This window comes from Enterobacter wuhouensis (genome assembly GCF_004331265.1).
In the GTDB taxonomy this organism is placed as follows: domain Bacteria; phylum Pseudomonadota; class Gammaproteobacteria; order Enterobacterales; family Enterobacteriaceae; genus Enterobacter; species Enterobacter wuhouensis.
The window spans coordinates 564,162-582,527 of sequence record NZ_SJOO01000002.1 but is presented as its reverse complement, the minus strand read 5'-3'; the positions used below and the strand labels follow the sequence as shown (position 1 = coordinate 582,527).

The window sequence follows — 18,366 nt, the reverse complement described above, 5'->3', positions numbered from 1 at the left end:
TTGCTCCTGAAATAGGGAAGCAGTGCGCAAAGTATTATGATAAAATCCGCCCCCCTGCGGGGCCAAATGAACCCGTAAAGGAAGAGTATGAACATTATTGAAGCTGCTGTAGCTACCCCGGACGCTCGCGTCGCCATCACCATTGCGCGTTTCAACAACTTCATCAACGACAGCCTGCTGGAAGGTGCCATCGACGCCCTGAAACGTATCGGCCAGGTTAAAGATGACAATATCACCGTTGTTTGGGTTCCAGGTGCTTACGAACTGCCTCTGGCAGCGGGCGCGCTGGCAAAAACCGGTAAATATGACGCGGTGATTGCGCTGGGTACGGTTATTCGTGGCGGCACTGCCCACTTCGAATACGTTGCGGGCGGTGCAAGCAACGGTCTGGCACACGTTGCGCAGGATGCTGAAATTCCTGTCGCGTTTGGCGTGCTGACTACCGAAAGTATTGAACAAGCTATCGAACGCGCTGGCACCAAAGCCGGCAACAAAGGCGCAGAAGCTGCACTGACCGCGCTTGAAATGATCAATGTATTGAAAGCCATTAAGGCCTGATTTTTTTGTAAGGGGAATTCCGTGAAACCTGCTGCTCGTCGCCGCGCCCGTGAATGTGCCGTTCAGGCGCTTTACTCCTGGCAGTTGTCCCAGAACGACATCGCTGATGTTGAATACCAGTTCCTGTCAGAACAGGACGTTAAAGACGTTGACGTCCTGTACTTCCGTGAACTGCTGTCGGGAGTGGCGACTAATAGCGCGTATCTCGATGGTCTGATGAAGCCATACCTGTCTCGCCTGCTCGAAGAGCTGGGCCAGGTGGAAAAAGCAGTGTTGCGTATTGCGCTGTTTGAACTGTCTAAACGTGACGATGTGCCGTACAAAGTGGCCATCAACGAAGCGATCGAACTGGCGAAAACCTTCGGCGCTGAAGACAGCCACAAGTTTGTGAACGGCGTGCTGGATAAAGCCGCACCTGCGATCCGTCCCCGCAAAAAGTGATCCGCTAACCGGAGTCTTGCGCTGCCTGCCGGCGGTGCGGCTCCGGTTTTTTTATTTAATTTGCTGAGGCATAACGTATGGCATGCGGCGAATTCTCCCTGATTGCCCGTTATTTCGACCGTGTCAGAACCTCTCGTCTTGATGTTGAAACCGGCATTGGCGATGACTGTGCACTTCTCAATATTCCTGAAAAACAGACGCTGGCAATCAGCACCGACACCCTGGTGTGCGGGCGTCATTTCCTGGCGGATATCGATCCTGCCGATCTGGCCTACAAGGCGCTGGCGGTGAACGTGAGCGATCTGGCGGCGATGGGGGCCGATCCCGCGTGGTTAACCCTGGCCCTGACCCTACCGAATGTCGATGAAGCCTGGCTTGAGGCCTTCAGCGACACGCTGTTTGACCAGCTTAACTACTACGATATGCAGCTAATTGGCGGCGATACCACCGCCGGGCCGCTGTCGATGACGCTGGCGATCCACGGCTATGTCCCAGTTGGCCGCGCGCTGAAGCGCTCGGGCGCAAAACCGGGCGACTGGATCTACGTGACCGGCACGCCGGGCGACAGCGCGGCTGGGCTGGCTATTCTGCAGAAGCGTCTGCAGGTTGAAGACGCGGAGGATGCGGCGTATCTGGTGAAGCGCCATCTGCGCCCAACGCCGCGCATTCTGCACGGACAGGCGCTGCGCGATCGCGCCAGCTCGGCTATCGATCTCTCTGACGGGCTGATCTCAGACCTCGGTCATATCCTGAAGGCCAGCGGAGTGGGCGCACGCATCGATCTCGATACGTTTCCTCTCTCAGATCAGCTTTTGCGCCACGTTGATCCCGATCGCGCTCTGGAATGGGCGCTTTCCGGCGGAGAAGATTACGAGCTGTGCTTTACCGTACCGGAACTAAACCGTGGAACGCTGGACGTGGCGTTGGCCCATCTTGGCGCACGGTTTACCTGCATCGGGCAGATTATGCCGGAGAGTGAAGGGCTGAAGTTTGTGAAAGACGGCGCGCCGGTTACGCTCGACTGGAAAGGCTACGATCACTTCGCGTGAGTTTGTGCGCGCTGTATTGCCGGGTGGCGCTGCGCTTACCCGGCCAACAAATAGGTGCGATCGTAGGCCGGGTAAGTCGAAGCCGTCACCCGGCAAGCGTTTATTTAAACCCTACCACCGGGTGCTGCTGATATGGCGTCTCCAGCTCGGCAACCTGCTCCGGCGTTAGCGTAATATCAACCGCACTCAGCAACTCATCCAGCTGTTCCTCACGCGACGTGCCGATAATCGGTGCCGCAACCCCGCGCTTGCTCAGCAGCCACGCCAGCGCCACCTGAGCGCGCGTCGCGCCGGTATCGTCGGCGATGCCTGCCAGACGCTCGGCAATCAGCGCATCGCTGCCTTCCGTTCCCTCATACAGCGTTTTGCCAAACTCGTCCGACACCGAGCGGGCGGTGGTTTCGCCCCACGGGCGGGTCAAGCGGCCTCGCGCCAGCGGGCTCCAGGGGATCACCGCCACGCCTTCCTGATAGCACAGCGGCAGCATCTCGCGTTCTTCTTCGCGGTAGATCAGGTTGTAGTGATCCTGCATGCTGACAAAGCGCGCCCAGCCGTGCTGCGCCTGCAGTTCAAGCGCCTGCGCAAACTGCGAGGCATGCATGGACGATGCGCCGATATAACGCGCTTTCCCCGCTTTTACCACGTCGTTCAGGGCTTCCAGCGTCTCTTCAATTGGGGTGTTGTAATCCCAGCGGTGGATCTGCAGCAGGTCGACGTAATCCATGTTCAGGCGGCGAAGGCTGTCGTCAATGGAGCGCAGGATCTGCGCGCGGGAAAGACCTTCAGTCAAATCGCCAACCTGGTGGTACACCTTGGTCGCAACGACCACGTCCTCGCGGCGGGCAAAGTCGCGCAGGGCGCGGCCCACGATCTCCTCGCTGCTGCCGTCGGAGTAGCTGTTGGCGGTGTCAAAGAAGTTAATGCCGCCGTCGATGGCGCGTTTAATGATGGGGCGGCTGCTTTCTTCCGGCAGCGTCCAGGCGTGCTTGCCCCGGTCAGGTTCGCCGAAGGTCATACAGCCCAGGCAAAGTCGGGAAACCTTAAGGTCAGTTTTTCCAAATGTAGTGTATTGCACGATCCGCTCCTGCTGTTTTAAACATTAGGTTTAAGCATAGCAGGAGCGGAAAAGGGGGGGATTATGCCAGCCAGGCGCGGATTTTGGCTTCGATACCGGCCGCGTCCAGGCCAATAGCCGCCCGGGCCTCGTCCTGCGTGCCCTGCGGAATGAAATGATCGGGCAGGCCGAGATTCAGCACCGGGATCATTTTGCGATTTGCCATCAGCACCTCGTTCACGCCGCTGCCTGCGCCGCCCATGATAGCGTTCTCTTCCAGCGTCACCAGCACGTCATGATCTTCCGCCATGCTGAGGATCAGGGATTCATCCAGCGGTTTTACGAAGCGCATGTCCACCAGCGTGGCGTTCAGCGTTTCGGCAACGCTGTCAGCTTCCGGCATTAACGTGCCGAAGTTCAGGATCGCTACTTTTTCACCGCGACGTTTCACCAGACCTTTACCAATCTGAAGTTTTTCCAGCGGAGCCAGCTCAACGCCCACCGCGTTCCCACGCGGGTAGCGCACGGCGCTCGGGCCGTCCTGGTAGTGGTAGCCGGTGAACAGCATCTGGCGGCATTCGTTCTCGTCGCTCGGCGTCATGACAACCATGTCCGGGATGCAGCGCAGGAACGACAGGTCAAACGCGCCCTGGTGCGTCTGGCCGTCGGCCCCGACGATGCCCGCGCGATCGATAGCAAAGAGCACCGGCAGCTTCTGGATAGCGACGTCGTGGATCACCTGGTCGTAGGCGCGCTGCAGGAAGGTGGAGTAAATCGCCACCACCGGCTTGTAGCCGCCAATCGCCAGCCCTGCCGCGAACGTCACCGCATGCTGCTCGGCAATCGCCACGTCAAAATACTGGTCAGGGTATTTTTTGGAGAACTCCACCATGCCGGAGCCTTCACGCATGGCAGGCGTTACCGCCATCAGCTTGTTGTCTTTGGCCGCCGTTTCGCACAGCCAGTCGCCAAAGATTTTTGAATAGCTCGGCATGCCGCCGCTGCTTTTCGGCAGACAGCCGCTGGTCGGGTCGAATTTTGGAACCGCGTGGAAGGTGATTGGATCTTTTTCCGCCGGTTCGTAACCACGCCCTTTTTTAGTCATGATGTGCAGGAACTGCGGGCCTTTCAGGTCGCGCATGTTCTTGAGCGTCGTCACCAGCCCCAGCACGTCATGGCCGTCTACCGGGCCGATGTAGTTAAAGCCCAGCTCTTCAAACAGGGTGCCCGGTACCACCATGCCTTTGATGTGTTCTTCGGTACGCTTGAGCAGCTCTTTAATCGGCGGTACGCCGGAGAAGACCTTTTTGCCGCCTTCGCGCAGGGTGGAGTAGAGCTTGCCGGAAAGCAGCTGCGCCAGATGATTATTCAGCGCGCCCACGTTCTCGGAGATCGACATCTCGTTATCGTTGAGGACAACCAGCATGTCCGGCTTGATATCGCCCGCGTGGTTCATGGCTTCAAAGGCCATACCGGCGGTGATGGCACCGTCGCCAATGACGCAGACGGTACGGCGCTGCTTGTTCTCTTTCTCTGCGGCAACGGCAATACCGATGCCCGCAGAAATAGAGGTGGAAGAGTGGCCGACGCTCAGAACGTCATATTCGCTCTCGCCGCGCCACGGGAATGGGTGCAGGCCGCCTTTCTGGCGAATAGTGCCAATTTTATCGCGACGCCCGGTCAGAATTTTGTGCGGGTAGGCCTGGTGGCCTACGTCCCAGATGAGCTGATCGAACGGCGTGTTATAGACGTAATGCAGCGCCACGGTCAGCTCAACCGTGCCAAGCCCGGAGGCGAAATGGCCGCTGGAGCGGCTAACGCTGTCGAGCAGGTAGCGACGCAGCTCGTCGCACAGCTTCGGCAGGCTCTCTTTCGGCAACAGACGTAACTCCTGGGTGGAGTCTACTAACGCCAGTGTCGGGTATTTGGCAATATCAAAACTCATCAAAGGCTCATCGAGATAGGTTATTTATTTATCACGCTGGATTATGTAGTCCGCTAGCGCTTCCAGTGCCGAGGTATCCAGCGATTGCGCGGCCAGCTGATTCAGCGACTGGCGGGCATCTTCAATCAGATCCCGGGCTTTACGTTGGGCTTGCTCAAGGCCCAGCAGGGCGGGGTAGGTACTTTTGCCAAGCTGCTGGTCCGCACCCTGACGTTTACCCAATGTTGCAGTATCGCCCACCACATCCAGAATGTCATCCTGAACCTGGAACGCCAGACCGATACTTTCTGCGTATCTGTCCAGAATCGGCAGGGCTTTGCGCCCTTGTTCACCCGCGCTCAGCGCGCCCAGGCGAACGGCTGCACGAATGAGCGCGCCCGTTTTATGACGGTGAATGCGCTCCAGCTGTTCCAGATTAACCTGACGACCTTCCGCCTCTAAATCCAGCGCCTGACCGCCGCACATGCCGGCCACACCGCTCGCCATGGCAAGCTCAGAAACCATCGCCAGGCGGTCGCGGTCACTCACTTCCACCATCGGCGCATCGCTTAAAATCGAGAATGCCAGCGTCTGCAGCGCGTCGCCCGCAAGAATGGCGTTCGCCTCGCCAAACTTAATGTGGCAGGTTGGCTGACCGCGACGCAGATCGTCGTCGTCCATCGCCGGGAGATCGTCGTGGATCAGCGAATAGGCGTGGATGCACTCAACCGCAGCGGCCGGGGCGTCCAGCGTGTTATCGCTGATACCAAACATGTTGCCCGTAGCGTACACAAGGAACGGGCGCAGGCGCTTTCCACCCAAGAGTGCGCCATAGTGCATAGCTTCAACCAGCGGAGTGTTCTGAAAAGGCTGTGGCGCAATAAAACGGCGCAGGGCGTCGTTGGCGCGCACGACGCGCGCCTCAAGCTCGTTGGCAAAATCCATTTACTCGGCGTCCGGTGTGAATGGCGTGGTTTTCGCGTCTTCGCTGTCGGAAAGCAGGATTTGCACGCGCTGCTCGGCCTGCTGCAGTTTGACCTGCCCCTGGCGCGCCAGCTGTACGCCACGCTCGAATTCGTTGAGCGCCTCTTCCAGCGGGAGATCGCCGCTCTCAAGACGGGTAACAATTTGCTCCAGTTCACTCAGCGCAGTTTCGAAACTGGCCGGTGCGTCGTTCTTCTTCGGCATAGTGAATTGACTCTTATATTCTTCGCCCCTACATGGTAACGGACTCAGGGCAATTATCAAATAACGCGGGCGGCGCGTTGGTGGTATACTTGCGCGCCTGGATGCAGCCACGGGTGTGGGCTGCTGTATCATTTTCCACTACAAGCCGTTACAGGCTTGCCTAAGAAACATTGCCGCCATGAAGTTTATCATTAAATTGTTCCCTGAAATCACCATCAAAAGCCAGTCTGTGCGTTTGCGCTTTATTAAAATTCTCACCGGGAACATTCGTAACGTATTAAAGCACTACGACGAAACCCTTGCCGTGGTGCGTCACTGGGACCACGTAGAAGTGCGCGCCAAAGACGAAAACAAACGTCTTGATATTCGCGACGCGCTGACCCGCATTCCGGGTATCCACCATATTCTGGAAGTGGAAGACGTCCCGTTCAGCGATATGCACGACATCTTTGAGAAGGCGCTGGTGCAGTACCGCGACCAGATCGAAGGCAAAACCTTCTGCGTGCGCGTGAAGCGTCGCGGCAAGCACGAGTTCAGCTCTATCGAAGTCGAGCGCTACGTGGGCGGCGGTCTGAACCAGCACGTCGAGACGGCGCGCGTGCGTCTGACCAACCCGGACGTGACCGTTAATCTTGAGATCGAAAACGATCGCCTGCTGCTGGTAAAAGGCCGTTACGAAGGTATCGGCGGCTTCCCGATCGGCACCCAGGAAGACGTATTGTCCCTGATCTCCGGCGGCTTCGATTCCGGCGTCTCCAGCTATATGCTGATGCGTCGCGGCTGTCGCGTACACTACTGCTTCTTCAACCTGGGCGGCGCGGCGCACGAAATCGGCGTACGTCAGGTGGCGCATTACCTGTGGAACCGCTTCGGCAGTTCACACCGCGTGCGTTTTGTGGCGATTAACTTCGAGCCTGTCGTTGGCGAGATCCTCGAAAAAGTGGATGACGGCCAGATGGGCGTGGTGCTGAAGCGCATGATGGTGCGCGCGGCGTCTAAAGTGGCCGAGCGTTACGGCGTACAGGCGCTGGTTACCGGCGAAGCGCTGGGCCAGGTCTCCAGCCAGACGCTGACCAACCTGCGTCTTATCGACAACGTGTCCGATACGCTGATCCTGCGTCCGCTGATTTCCCACGACAAAGAGCACATCATCGATCTGGCGCGCGAAATTGGCACCGAAGATTTTGCCCGCACCATGCCGGAATACTGCGGCGTGATCTCGAAAAGCCCAACCGTCAAGGCGGTGAAGGCGAAGATCGAAGCCGAAGAAGAGAACTTCGATTTTGCTATCCTGGAAAAAGTGGTGGCGGAAGCGTCCAACATTGATATCCGCGAGATTGCCCAGCAGACCGAGCAGGAAGTCGTTGAAGTTGAAACCGTGAGCGGTTTCGGCGCTAACGATGCGATTCTGGATATCCGCTCCATTGACGAGCAGGATGACAAGCCGCTTAAGGTGGAAGGCGTGGACGTGGTTTCTCTGCCGTTCTACAAGCTGAGCACCAAGTTTGGCGATCTCGACCAGAGCAAAACGTATCTGCTGTGGTGTGAGCGCGGGGTGATGAGCCGCCTGCAGGCGCTGTATCTGCGCGAGCAGGGCTTTGCGAATGTGAAGGTGTATCGCCCGTAGTTTCTCGCCGGGGAGTGCGGCCTGATGCCCTCACCCCGGCCCTCTCCCACAGGGAGAGGGAGAACACCTATTCGTAATAATTATAAATCCCCGCCGGCATCACCAGCGACGACGCCACTTCGTACGCTTTTTCACGCCCGACCAGCAGGTCAATAATCTTTAAGCCAAAATCAATCGCCGTACCGGGCCCCTGGCTGGTCAGCAGGTTGACGCGCGGGTCCCAGACGACGCGTTTATCCACCCAATGTTCTTCGGGGATCGTATCCTTAAGCCCCGGGAAGCCGGTCATGTTGCCGATGGGGAAGATATCGTGAGGGATCAGGACCGTGCCGGCGGCGGCGCAGATCGTTGCGACGATGCGGCCAGACAGATGAAATTGACGCACGGTTTCAACCAGCAGCGGGCTGTCGCGAAAACATTCCGCGCCTTTTAAGCCGCCGGGCAGGACGATGATGTCGTAATCGCCGTCAGCCACCTGAACGAGCGGTGCGTCCGCCAGGATCTTCACCCCGCGTGAACAGGCGATCGCAAGATTACCGTCGCTGGCGACGCTGGCGGTGGTGACCGTGATGCCGCCGCGCACCATCAAATCGATAGTGGTGACGGCTTCCATCTCTTCGCTACCAGGGGCGAGGCATACCAGAGCTGACGCGCTCATACTCATTCTCCTTACGTTTAACCAGGTCATACAGGCGGGCGTTTTCCGGTACGGCAACGCCGTGCGCGCGGGCGCGTTTGAGCAGATAGCCGGTAATGTAGTCGATCTCCGTATGGCGTAACGCCCTCACGTCCTGCAACATGGAGGAGATATTTTCCGCCGTACTATCAATCACCTGTTCGACATAATAGCGTAAATCATCTGCGGAGGTGTGCAGGCCTTCGCGCTCGATGACCGACGCGACTTCCTCGCACAGCGTGGCAATCTCCTGCGGGGCGTTTTTCAGCTCCCCGTTCGGGCAGTCCCGGAGCGCCGTCAGCGGATTAATGACGCAGTTCACCGCCAGCTTGCGCCATAGCTGCGGGCGAATGTTGTTATGCCATGCCACGTCCGGCAGCACCTTTTGCAGAACGTCCGCCAGGTAGCTGTAGTCACCGTCCTGCTCGCGGGCAGGGCCGATATGCGTCACCCCGCTGGCAACATGGACGATGATAGTGCCATCGCGGCGCGCGGCGTGGGTGGTCGTCGCCATCAGCAGCGGCTGAGGGATGCTTTTCAGCTCGTCAATGGTCCCCATGCCGTTATGCAACAGTAGAATCGGCGATCCAGGGGGGAGCTGCGCGGCCAGCGTTTTTACCGCATCGGAAACCTGCCACGCCTTGAGCGTCACCAGCAGAAGGTCGCTTTGCGACAGGAAGTCAGGATCGTTCGCGGTCAGGGATTCGTTAAAGATACTTCCGTCTTCACCAATCAGGTTTACACTGCAATAGGGCTGGGGCACGCGCAGCCAGCCCTGTACCTCGTGTCCGTGTTTGCACAGCGCGGTCAGCCATAGCTGACCCAGGGCTCCGCATCCGAGCACTGTAATTTTCATCGTTCCTCCTCACCTGCAACTGCGCCAGGTGTTACGGCCTAAGTATAGCGCCGTCAGCTAAGCTTCTCGTTATGCCTCGTTGCGGGTATTATGCAACGCAACAAAAATGAAGGGAGAAGAAAAGATGCCATCTTTCGATATTGTTTCCGAAGTTGATATCCAGGAAGTGCGTAACGGCGTGGACAACGCAAGCCGTGAAGTTGAGTCACGTTTCGATTTCCGTGGCGTTGAGGCGACCTTTGAGCTGAATGACGCAAATAAGACCATCAAGGTGCTGAGCGAGTCAGATTTCCAGGTCAACCAGTTGCTCGATATTCTGCGCGCTAAGCTGCTGAAGCGCGGCATTGAAGGTACTTCACTGGATGTGCCGGAAGAGTTCGTCCATAGCGGTAAAACATGGTTCGTCGAAGCCAAACTGAAGCAGGGCATTGAGAGCGCGGTTCAGAAGAAAATCGTTAAGCTCATCAAGGACAGCAAGCTGAAGGTTCAGGCGCAGATCCAGGGCGAAGAGATCCGCGTGACGGGCAAATCGCGTGACGATCTGCAGGGCGTGATGGCGCTGATCCGCGGCGGCGATTTGGGACAGCCGTTCCAGTTCAAAAACTTCCGCGATTAAGACCAAAAAGCCCGGTTTCAACCGGGCTTATTTTTAAGCTTTCAGGGCCTGCTCAACCTCGAAGCGGTTGGTTACCTTGCTGTCAATTTTGACATAGGCGCTGCGCTCTTCCGGGGCGATGAGCACTTCACTGACGCCCTCCGTTGCTTCAAGACGCTGTTTCAGCGCATCGTTAATATCTACGCTATCCGGGATTTCTACGCGCAGGCTGCTTACGTAGCGCGGTTCCTTCATGCTGCTGGCAACCAGCAGCCAGACCATCGCCAGCAGCGCCCCCGCCAGAAACACGGTTTGCGAATCAAACAGGCCGTCCACCCAGCCGCCGAGCGAGCCGCCAATGGCCACGCCGAGGAACTGGCTGGTGGAGTAAATGCCCATCGCCGTGCCTTTGTAGCCCGCCGGGGATTCCTTGCTGATAAGCGACGGCAGCAGGGCTTCCATCAGGTTAAAGGCCAGGAAAAAGATCTGCACGCCGATGACCAGCTCCCAGAAGTGCGGGCCGGAGCCCCACAGCACAATTTCGGCAATCAGCAGGAGCGCCACGCAGCCCACGAAAACGCGCTTCATTTTGCGCTTCACTTCGGCGTAGATAATAAACGGCACCACGGAGACGAAGGAGATCAGCATCGTCACCAGATAGATTTTCCAGTGCTCGGCGGCGGGGAAGCCCGCGGCGGCGAGCTGGCCGGGCAGGGCGACGAAGGTCGACATCAGCAGAATGTGCAGGCACATGATGCCGAAGTTTAGCTTGAGCAGTCGTGGCTCAACGAGCACCTTGCTGAAGCAGCCCTTCACCATGCCGGATTCACGGTTGAGCACGTGGTTTTTGCTGTCCGGGACCACCCAGAGCGTAAGCGCGATCCCAACGGTCGCCAGCGCGGCAATCATCCAGAAGAGGGCGTGCAGGCCAAGCTTGTGGGTAATAATTGGCCCGAGCACCATTGCAATTGCAAACGTCACGCCAAAGCTGACGCCGATAAACGCCATTGCCTTGGTGCGGTTCTGCTCGCGGGTGAGGTCTGACAGTAGCGCCATCACGGCAGCGGCAATCGCGCCGGAACCCTGCAGGGCGCGGCCTAAAATAATGCCCCAGATGGAGTGGGAGAGGGCGGCAATGACGCTGCCAAGTACAAAAATCAGCAGACCGCCGACAATCAGCGGCTTACGGCCAACGCGATCCGAAAGCAGGCCAAAGGGGATCTGGAATACCGCCTGGGCTAAACCATAGATCCCAATCGCCAGGCCAATCAACGCCTCGCTGGCCCCCTGCAGCGCCATGCCGTACGTGGTCAGAACAGGCAGGACCATAAACATGCCAAGCATCCGTAGCGAGAAGACAGTCCCTAAGCCCCAGGTCGCGCGTAGCTCGCCCGGCGTCATTTTATAATCGTTCATTACCACCTCAGTTCAAAAGCAGGCACTAGTTTAGGCGGGGTGTTAAGTGCGGTAAATAGGTGTTTGTTTAAGAGATATTACCATCGAGCAAAACCGCGTCGGGTGGCGGCTATGCCTTACCCGACCTACCGATCCCGTAGGCCCGTGCAAGCGTAGCGCCGCCGGGCAAAAAAAAAGCCAGGTGATTAACCTGGCTTTTTCAATTCAGCACACTTACCAGACGTAAGTCAGCAGGCTATGTGAATCTGGCACCATGAAATCCACGGACATCATCACGGACAGCGAGGTGATGGCAACAATCGAGAACACAAACAGCTTGCGCGCCCAAACCTTGTCATCTTCCACCTTGTAACCGCGCAGCGCCATACCGAGCCACCAGACGCTCACCGCAGCCGCCACGACCAGATATTTATATCCGGCGTAACCGCCCAGAGAGAGCATCAGCGTTGCCACGGCAAAGGCGATGATGTACAGCGTGATGTGGTTCTTGGCAACCGAAATGCCCTTCACGACCGGCAGAACCGGGATGTTCGCTGCCTGATAATCCTTGAAGCGGAAAATCGCGATGGCATAGGAGTGCGGCATCTGCCACAGGCTAAAGATAGCCAGCAGGATCAGCGCACCGCTGTCGAACTCATTCGTGACGGCGCAGTAGCCAATCACCGGCGGCGCAGCGCCGGAGAGTGAACCAATCAGCGTACCGTAGACGGAGTGACGTTTCATATACAGGCTGTAGACGCCCACATACACCACGAACCCCATAACCCCCAGCCAGCAGGCCAGCGGGTTAGCGCCAAACCACAGGAGCATAAAGCCAGCAATACCCAGCAAGGTGGCGTACACCAGCGAGACGGAAGGGGCGATCAGGCCTTTCACCAGCACCCGATTTTTGGTCCTTTCCATCTTCTTGTCGATATCCATGTCGATGTAGTTATTAAATACACAACCGGACGCAACAACCAGGGACACACCGACCAGCGTGTAGATAAAGAGGGTGTAATCAATGCTGCCCTTGGAGGCCAACAGGAACCCTCCGATCACGGAGATCAGGTTGCCAAAGATGATGCCTGGTTTCGTTACTTGCAGGTATTGCTTAAACATACTCGCCGCTCTTAGTGAACCATCATGTTGTAGTTAAGGTTCCACATAATCCAGATGGAACCGACTACCAGGATAGCGATGATAATCACGGTAAAGATAAAGGCCGTCATATTCCAGCCTTCATCGGACTTGGTGTTCATGTGCAGGAAGCAAACCAGATGCACCAGAATCTGAATCACCGCGGTCACCAGGATTGCGCCCAGGATAACCGGCTTAGATGCAGAACCGTTCATCACCATCCAGAACGGAATGACCGTCAGGATGATCGACAGGATGAAACCTGTCATGTAGGTTTTTACGCTGCCGTGGGAAGCGCCATGATCGTTAGAATGACTCATTACATCGCCCCCATCAGATAGACAACAGAGAACACACAGATCCATACCACGTCCAGGAAGTGCCAGAACAGGCTCAGGCACATGATACGGGTACGGTTAGTATTGGTCAGGCCGCGACGGTGTACCTGGAACATCAGTACCGCCATCCAGATCAGACCAGAGGTCACGTGCAGACCGTGGGTTCCGACCAGCGCGAAGAACGCGGACAGGAAGCCACTGCGATCCGGACCGAAACCTTCCATGATCAGGTGATGGAATTCATAGATTTCCATCCCGATAAATCCAGCACCAAACAGCCAGGTCAACGCCAGCCAGGAAACAACCTGGCTCTTGTTGTTTTTGTACATGGCGATAGCCGCCATGCCGTAGGTGATGGAGCTGAACAGCAGCAGTGCGGTTTCAACCAGAACGAACGGCAGCTCAAAAATGTCCTTGCCGGTCGGGCCGCCCGCTGTGCCGTTCACCAGAACGGCATAGGTTGCGAACAGACAGCAGAACAGAATGCAGTCGCTCATCAGGTAGATCCAGAAACCGAAGACTTTCATCGGCCCGGTATCGTGGTGCGCATGCTCATGCGCGTGGGCAGTTGAGTGCGCCAGAGTATCAGTTGCCATTTTTCAGCCCCGCTTTAGAAATCTCGTCGAAATGCTGATTTTCCAGCTTTTCAACTTCACGGACTGGTACGTAGTAGTCCACGTCCTCGTCAAAGCTCTTCACAATCCAGCTGATTACGATGCCGGCGAAGCCAACAATCGCCATCCACCAGATGTGCCAGATCATTGCGAAACCAAATACCGTTGCGAATGCGGCAATCACAATGCCCGCGCCGCTGTTTTTCGGCATGTGGATCTCGTCGTAATGAGCAGGTTGCTTGTACGCTTCACCTTTTTCTTTCATTTCCCAGAATGCGTCGCGTTCATGGATCTGCGGCACAACGGCGAAGTTATAGAACGGAGGCGGAGAAGAGGTCGCCCACTCCAGCGTACGGCCACCCCATGGGTCACCGGTCAGGTCACGGTTCTGGTCGCGGTCGCGAATAGACACGTAGAACTGAATCAGCTGAGACGCGATACCACAGGCAATCAGCACTGCACCGCCCGCTGCAACCATCAGCATTGGGTGGAACTGCGGATCGATCTGCTGGCTCAGGCGACGGGTCATACCCATGAAGCCCAGCACGTACAGCGGCATAAACGCCACGAAGAAGCCGATGATCCAGAACCAGAACGCGCGTTTACCCCATTTTTCGTTCAGCGTGAAGCCGAACGCTTTTGGCCACCAGTAGGTTACGCCAGCGAAGCAGCCGAAGACCACGCCACCGATGATAACGTTATGGAAGTGCGCAATCAGGAACAGGCTGTTGTGAAGAACGAAGTCAGCACCCGGTACTGCCAGCAGTACGCCGGTCATCCCACCTACGGAGAAGGTCACGATGAAGCCGATGGTCCACAGCATCGCTGAGTGGAACACGATACGGCCCTGGTACATGGTGAACAGCCAGTTGAAGATCTTAACCCCGGTAGGGATCGCGATAATCATGGTGGTAATACCGAAGAAGGCGTTTACGTTCGCGCCCGCACCCATGGTGAAGAAGTGGTGCAGCCAAACGATGAACGACAGAACGGTAATACAGACGGTTGCCCACACCAGCGAGGTGTAACCAAACAGACGCTTACGCGAGAAGGTTGCCGCGATTTCGGAGAACACGCCGAACACAGGCAGAACCAGGATGTACACTTCCGGGTGACCCCAGGCCCAAATCAGGTTGATGTACATCATCATGTTGCCACCCATATCATTCGTGAAGAAATGGGTGCCCAGGTAGCGGTCCAGGGTCAGCAGCGCGACGGTGACGGTCAGAATTGGGAATGAAGCAATAATCAGGATGTTGGCGCACAGAGATGCCCAGGTAAATACCGGCATCTTGAACATGGTCATGCCAGGGGCACGCATCTTGATAATGGTCACGAAGAAGTTGATACCGGTCAGGGTAGTACCGACACCGGAGAGCTGAAGCGCCCAAATCCAGTAATCGACGCCTACGCCAGGACTGTACTCAATTCCCGACAGCGGCGGGTAGGCCAGCCAGCCGGTCTGAGCAAATTCGCCCACGCCCAGCGACAGGTTAACCAGGATAACGCCGACAACCGTGAACCAGAAGCTCAGGTTGTTCAGGAACGGGAACGCCACGTCGCGCGCGCCGATTTGCAGCGGTACGACAACGTTCATCAGACCGATAACCAGCGGCATCGCCACGAAGAAGATCATGATTACGCCGTGGGCGGTAAAGATCTGATCGTAGTGGTGCGGCGGCAGGAAGCCGGCTTCACCCGCCGAGGCGAGCGCCTGCTGGCTACGCATCATGATCGCATCCGCAAAGCCACGAATTAACATGACGATACCGACGATGCAGTACATGATACCGAGTTTTTTGTGGTCAACCGAAGTCAGCCACTCATTCCACAGGTAGCTCCACTTACCGAAGTAAGTGATCAAGCCCAGTAAGGCTGCGCCACCGATGATAATTGCAGCCACCGTAATCACGATAATCGGTTCGTGATACGGCACTGCATCCAGTGTCAATTTTCCGAACATTTTCTTCCTCGGCCCCTTAGTGAGCGGTTTCCGCGTGGCTCATGTCCATACCTTCCATACCTTCGTGTGCGCTGTGCTCACCTTCAGGCTGGGTCATGTCCATGCTCTTGCCGTGATCCATAAATTTGCCAATAACGTCTTTGAACAAATCAGGTTTCACATTAGAGAAGTACTCCACCTTGTTGTATTCGCTAGGCGTAGCCACTTTTTCGAACGCCGCCATGTCAGACATGGTGTTAGTAGACTGCTTCGCTTTTTCAACCCACTGGTCGAATGCGGCACGGTCTGGCGTAGCGATAGCTTTGAACTTCATACCCGAGAAGCCCGGGCCACTATAGCTGGCGGAGATACCGTCGTAGGTGCCTGCTTCATTGGCGATCAGGTGCAGGTTAGTCTGCATACCGGCCATCGCGTAGATCTGGCTGCCCAGACGCGGGATGAAGAAGGAGTTCATTACGGAGTTGGAGGTCACTTTGAACTGAACCGGAGTGTTCGCCGGGAAGGCGATCTCATTCACGGTAGCAATGCCCTGTTCCGGATAGATGAAGAACCATTTCCAGTCCATGGAGACCACTTCAATGGTAATAGGTTTCTCATCGTGAACCAGCGGTTTGCTAGGCTCAAGCGCGTGAGTGGTTTTCCAGGTCAGTACGGCAAGGAACAGGATGATCAGGATAGGCACCGTCCAGACCACAGCTTCCACTTTATTGGAGTGTGACCAGTTAGGGCTATACTTCGCATCTTTATTGCTCGCACGATACTTCCAGGCGAAACCAACAGCCATCAAAATGGCTGGAATAACCACAATCATCATCAGGCCAAATGCCGTCAGAATCAACGAACGTTGTTCCAGTCCAATCTGTCCTTTGGGGTCTAGTAGTGCAGAATCGCAGCCACTGAGTAATACAGTGCCCGCGAATAATGACAACCATCCCAAACTTTTATTGTATTTCCCGAGTCTCATTTAACGACCTCAATTCCACGGAGTCTGGTGGCGTTTAAAGTGTGGGGGCATTTTACGGGAAGGTTACATTACTGTAAACATCATTAGGGCTGTGTCAGGAAGGTGTTACTGGGTTCTGCCGCACATGTCACAAGTGTTGCAAATTATGTCGTTTTTTAAGACGGAAGCCGCATGGCATGGGCTTTATAACGAACGAACCTCCAAGCATACCCTAAAAGGGGCAATTGGTATAACCATTATCAAAAATATACAAAAAATTAACAATTAATTATCAATAAATAGACATTTAAAAAACGAAAATTCAATCTTTCAAAAGCTGAATCGTTTAATGAAAAATAGCGTTTTGGAATTAGCTCCAATAATTTCCAAATTCTATCCCGCACAAAACAACAAATATTTTTTTGCCGCTGCCGGTTATTTCACCGTTATAATTACGCCTCGTGATTACAACGGGAAATAACCTTTCGTTTATACCTTCAGGTCAGCTGGGTTTTACGCAGCGCAAGGAAGTCGAGCAGTCCACCGATCAGAATCCCGGCAATCGCCAGCAGCGCGCCCGCGTCTAAAAGAAGGGCTTCGAACGGTAGCGACAGCCCGGTCGTCGCATTGATAATCAGCACCGCCAGCCAAAGTACCAGCGCAAAACAGCCCACCATCAACAGCCGTAATGCAAAGCGGTAGGCGCGAGAATATTCGGTGCGCGGCATAAAGTGCTCTGTTCGCTGGGTATATTCCAGCGTCTGGCGACAGACCAGCAGTAATAAAATTCCCGGCACGGCGGCGACCACCGAGAAGAGATAAAACGTAGGCCAGCCGTGGGCCTCAACAAACCAGCCGGCAATGGGGCCGACGTAAACGCGGCCAACGGCGGAGAGCGCCGAGAGCAGGGCAAACTGCGTGGCAGAAAACGATTTGTTGCACAGGGTCATCAGCAGGGCCACGAAGGCTGCGGTTCCCATCCCGCCGCAGAGGTTTTCGAAGAACACCGCGGTCGCCATGCTGATCATATGCTTGTCGGTAATCGACAGCAGCCAGTAACCCGCGTTCGATGCCCCTTGTAAAATGCCGAAGATTAGCAGGGCGCGGAACAGCGTCAGGCGCTGCATCAACACCCCGCCGTAGAGCGCCCCGACGATGGTGGCAAACAGCCCCAGCGTTTTGTTCACCACGCCCACTTCACCGGCGTCAAACCCAACGCCGCGAATCAGGAAGGTGGTGGTCAGGCTCATGGCAAACGCGTCGCCCAGCTTATAAAGGACGATCAAAAGCAGAATTAGCCACGCGTTGTTGCGGCCAAAGAAGTCGCGCAGCGGTTCGGCAACGGCCTGTTCCAGCGAGCGCGGCACCGGGATCACATCGCTCGGTTCAGGCGCAAGCAGGGTGGCAATAATGCAGGGGATCAAGAATGCGGCCATCAGCCAGTACATGCCCTGCCAGCCGAGATAGCGGTCGGCCAGCCACAGCGCCAGGCCGCCGGAAACCAGCATGCCCAAACGGTAGCCGAGAACGCTGATTGCAGCACCTGCGCCGCGTTCGTCAGCGGGCAGCACGTCCGTCTTCCAGGCATCAAAAACAATGTCCTGCGAAGCGGAACAGAAGGCAATCACCACCGCAAGCGCCGCCATCCAGCGCAGCTGCGTTGACGGCTCGAGGAAGCCCATCGCGGCAATCGCCACGAGCAGCAGAAGCTGAGTTATCACTAACCAGCCGCGACGCCGGCCGAGGAACGGCGGCGTGTAGCGGTCCATCACCGGCGACCACAGGAACTTAAAGACGTAAGCCTGGCCGACGAGCGAGAAGAAGCCGATGGTTTTGAGATCGATATTCTCGACGGTCATCCACGCCTGGAGCGTGCCGGAGGTGAGCGCGAGGGGTACACCGGAGGCGAAGCCGAGGATCAGCAGGATGGCTGATTTCGGTTGCTGGAAAATGCGTAAGTAATGACTGGACATGTTTAATAAAACTGACCCGGCTAAGCACCGGG

18 protein-coding genes are annotated in these 18,366 nt (G+C 56.4%); 5 read left to right on the top strand and 13 right to left on the bottom strand.

Going from position 1 to position 18,366, the window contains the following annotated elements:
* The first annotated feature begins 87 nt into the window (after positions 1-87).
* The 3 genes from ribH to thiL all read left to right on the top strand — a co-directional run bounded on the left by ribH (position 88) and on the right by thiL (position 2,048).
* Positions 88-558 (top strand): 6,7-dimethyl-8-ribityllumazine synthase, encoded by a 471-nt coding sequence (ribH, locus tag E0L20_RS06820; RefSeq protein ID WP_006176874.1) that lies wholly within the window; start codon positions 88-90, stop codon positions 556-558.
* A 21-nt stretch (positions 559-579) separates the two neighbouring features.
* Positions 580-999, top strand: a complete 420-nt coding sequence (nusB, locus tag E0L20_RS06815; protein WP_131633282.1) for a transcription antitermination factor NusB — start codon at positions 580-582, stop codon at positions 997-999.
* Between the two features lie 77 nt (positions 1,000-1,076).
* Entirely contained in the window at positions 1,077-2,048 is a 972-nt protein-coding gene (gene thiL / locus E0L20_RS06810; protein WP_131633281.1) for a thiamine-phosphate kinase, read from the top strand.
* Between the two features lie 100 nt (positions 2,049-2,148).
* Here the strand turns inward: thiL and E0L20_RS06805 are convergent, their stop codons facing one another.
* The 4 genes from E0L20_RS06805 to xseB all read right to left on the bottom strand — a co-directional run bounded on the left by E0L20_RS06805 (position 2,149) and on the right by xseB (position 6,214).
* Complete coding sequence (locus E0L20_RS06805) at positions 2,149-3,123, bottom strand: aldo/keto reductase (RefSeq protein WP_131633280.1); 975 nt, start codon at positions 3,121-3,123, stop codon at positions 2,149-2,151.
* Positions 3,124-3,184: 61 nt separating this feature from the next.
* Positions 3,185-5,047 carry a 1-deoxy-D-xylulose-5-phosphate synthase gene (dxs, locus tag E0L20_RS06800; protein WP_131633279.1) on the bottom strand — a complete coding sequence of 621 codons (1,863 nt, stop codon included), beginning with the start codon at positions 5,045-5,047 and terminating at the stop codon, positions 3,185-3,187.
* Between the two features lie 24 nt (positions 5,048-5,071).
* Entirely contained in the window at positions 5,072-5,971 is a 900-nt protein-coding gene (ispA, locus tag E0L20_RS06795; protein ID WP_131633278.1) for a (2E,6E)-farnesyl diphosphate synthase, read from the bottom strand.
* Positions 5,972-6,214, bottom strand: coding sequence for an exodeoxyribonuclease VII small subunit (gene xseB / locus E0L20_RS06790; RefSeq protein WP_008503331.1), 243 nt, complete (start codon positions 6,212-6,214; stop codon positions 5,972-5,974).
* Between the two features lie 178 nt (positions 6,215-6,392).
* On the opposite strand from xseB, the gene thiI reads away from it, so the two are divergent.
* On the top strand, positions 6,393-7,841 hold the full coding sequence (gene thiI, locus E0L20_RS06785; RefSeq protein ID WP_131633277.1) for a tRNA uracil 4-sulfurtransferase ThiI: 1,449 nt from the start codon (positions 6,393-6,395) through the stop codon (positions 7,839-7,841).
* A 67-nt stretch (positions 7,842-7,908) separates the two neighbouring features.
* On the opposite strand, the gene yajL is transcribed toward thiI, so the two are convergent.
* Positions 7,909-8,499, bottom strand: a complete 591-nt coding sequence (yajL, locus tag E0L20_RS06780) for a protein deglycase YajL (protein ID WP_131633276.1) — start codon at positions 8,497-8,499, stop codon at positions 7,909-7,911.
* Positions 8,462-9,373, bottom strand: a complete 912-nt coding sequence (panE, locus tag E0L20_RS06775) for a 2-dehydropantoate 2-reductase (protein ID WP_131633275.1) — start codon at positions 9,371-9,373, stop codon at positions 8,462-8,464. Before panE ends, yajL begins: the two co-directional genes overlap by 38 nt.
* Positions 9,374-9,497: 124 nt before the next feature.
* On the opposite strand from panE, the gene E0L20_RS06770 reads away from it, so the two are divergent.
* Positions 9,498-9,989 (top strand): YajQ family cyclic di-GMP-binding protein, encoded by a 492-nt coding sequence (locus tag E0L20_RS06770; protein WP_042320808.1) that lies wholly within the window; start codon positions 9,498-9,500, stop codon positions 9,987-9,989.
* 33 nt (positions 9,990-10,022) lie between these two features.
* On the opposite strand, the gene E0L20_RS06765 is transcribed toward E0L20_RS06770, so the two are convergent.
* The 7 genes from E0L20_RS06765 to ampG all read right to left on the bottom strand — a co-directional run bounded on the left by E0L20_RS06765 (position 10,023) and on the right by ampG (position 18,334).
* Positions 10,023-11,384, bottom strand: a complete 1,362-nt coding sequence (locus E0L20_RS06765) for an MFS transporter (RefSeq protein WP_131633274.1) — start codon at positions 11,382-11,384, stop codon at positions 10,023-10,025.
* A gap of 213 nt (positions 11,385-11,597) precedes the next feature.
* On the bottom strand, positions 11,598-12,485 hold the full coding sequence (gene cyoE / locus E0L20_RS06760) for a heme o synthase (protein WP_131633273.1): 888 nt from the start codon (positions 12,483-12,485) through the stop codon (positions 11,598-11,600).
* A gap of 11 nt (positions 12,486-12,496) precedes the next feature.
* Complete coding sequence (locus E0L20_RS06755; RefSeq protein WP_006809888.1) at positions 12,497-12,823, bottom strand: cytochrome o ubiquinol oxidase subunit IV; 327 nt, start codon at positions 12,821-12,823, stop codon at positions 12,497-12,499.
* Positions 12,823-13,437 carry a cytochrome o ubiquinol oxidase subunit III gene (locus E0L20_RS06750; protein WP_131633272.1) on the bottom strand — a complete coding sequence of 205 codons (615 nt, stop codon included), beginning with the start codon at positions 13,435-13,437 and terminating at the stop codon, positions 12,823-12,825. The genes E0L20_RS06755 and E0L20_RS06750 overlap by 1 nt, the downstream gene beginning before the upstream one ends.
* Complete coding sequence (cyoB, locus tag E0L20_RS06745; protein ID WP_131633271.1) at positions 13,427-15,418, bottom strand: cytochrome o ubiquinol oxidase subunit I; 1,992 nt, start codon at positions 15,416-15,418, stop codon at positions 13,427-13,429. The genes E0L20_RS06750 and cyoB overlap by 11 nt, the downstream gene beginning before the upstream one ends.
* Positions 15,419-15,434: 16 nt before the next feature.
* Positions 15,435-16,382, bottom strand: a complete 948-nt coding sequence (cyoA, locus tag E0L20_RS06740; protein WP_089600911.1) for a cytochrome o ubiquinol oxidase subunit II — start codon at positions 16,380-16,382, stop codon at positions 15,435-15,437.
* A gap of 476 nt (positions 16,383-16,858) precedes the next feature.
* Entirely contained in the window at positions 16,859-18,334 is a 1,476-nt protein-coding gene (ampG, locus tag E0L20_RS06735) for a muropeptide MFS transporter AmpG (protein WP_131633270.1), read from the bottom strand.
* Positions 18,335-18,366: the final 32 nt, after the last annotated feature.

Bases quoted from the DNA above. Each gene is read 5' to 3' on its own strand.
- thiI (WP_131633277.1), top strand. From the start codon at position 6,393: ATGAAGTTTATCATTAAATTGTTCCCTGAAATCACCATCAAAAGCCAG.
- panE (WP_131633275.1), bottom strand. From the start codon at position 9,373: ATGAAAATTACAGTGCTCGGATGCGGAGCCCTGGGTCAGCTATGGCTG.
- xseB (WP_008503331.1), bottom strand. From the start codon at position 6,214: ATGCCGAAGAAGAACGACGCACCGGCCAGTTTCGAAACTGCGCTGAGT.
- cyoA (WP_089600911.1), bottom strand. From the start codon at position 16,382: ATGAGACTCGGGAAATACAATAAAAGTTTGGGATGGTTGTCATTATTC.
- ampG (WP_131633270.1), bottom strand. From the start codon at position 18,334: ATGTCCAGTCATTACTTACGCATTTTCCAGCAACCGAAATCAGCCATC.
- cyoE (WP_131633273.1), bottom strand. From the start codon at position 12,485: ATGTTTAAGCAATACCTGCAAGTAACGAAACCAGGCATCATCTTTGGC.
- E0L20_RS06755 (WP_006809888.1), bottom strand. From the start codon at position 12,823: ATGAGTCATTCTAACGATCATGGCGCTTCCCACGGCAGCGTAAAAACC.
- thiL (WP_131633281.1), top strand. From the start codon at position 1,077: ATGGCATGCGGCGAATTCTCCCTGATTGCCCGTTATTTCGACCGTGTC.
- ribH (WP_006176874.1), top strand. From the start codon at position 88: ATGAACATTATTGAAGCTGCTGTAGCTACCCCGGACGCTCGCGTCGCC.
- dxs (WP_131633279.1), bottom strand. From the start codon at position 5,047: ATGAGTTTTGATATTGCCAAATACCCGACACTGGCGTTAGTAGACTCC.
- cyoB (WP_131633271.1), bottom strand. From the start codon at position 15,418: ATGTTCGGAAAATTGACACTGGATGCAGTGCCGTATCACGAACCGATT.
- E0L20_RS06765 (WP_131633274.1), bottom strand. From the start codon at position 11,384: ATGAACGATTATAAAATGACGCCGGGCGAGCTACGCGCGACCTGGGGC.
- ispA (WP_131633278.1), bottom strand. From the start codon at position 5,971: ATGGATTTTGCCAACGAGCTTGAGGCGCGCGTCGTGCGCGCCAACGAC.
- E0L20_RS06770 (WP_042320808.1), top strand. From the start codon at position 9,498: ATGCCATCTTTCGATATTGTTTCCGAAGTTGATATCCAGGAAGTGCGT.
- E0L20_RS06750 (WP_131633272.1), bottom strand. From the start codon at position 13,437: ATGGCAACTGATACTCTGGCGCACTCAACTGCCCACGCGCATGAGCAT.
- yajL (WP_131633276.1), bottom strand. From the start codon at position 8,499: ATGAGCGCGTCAGCTCTGGTATGCCTCGCCCCTGGTAGCGAAGAGATG.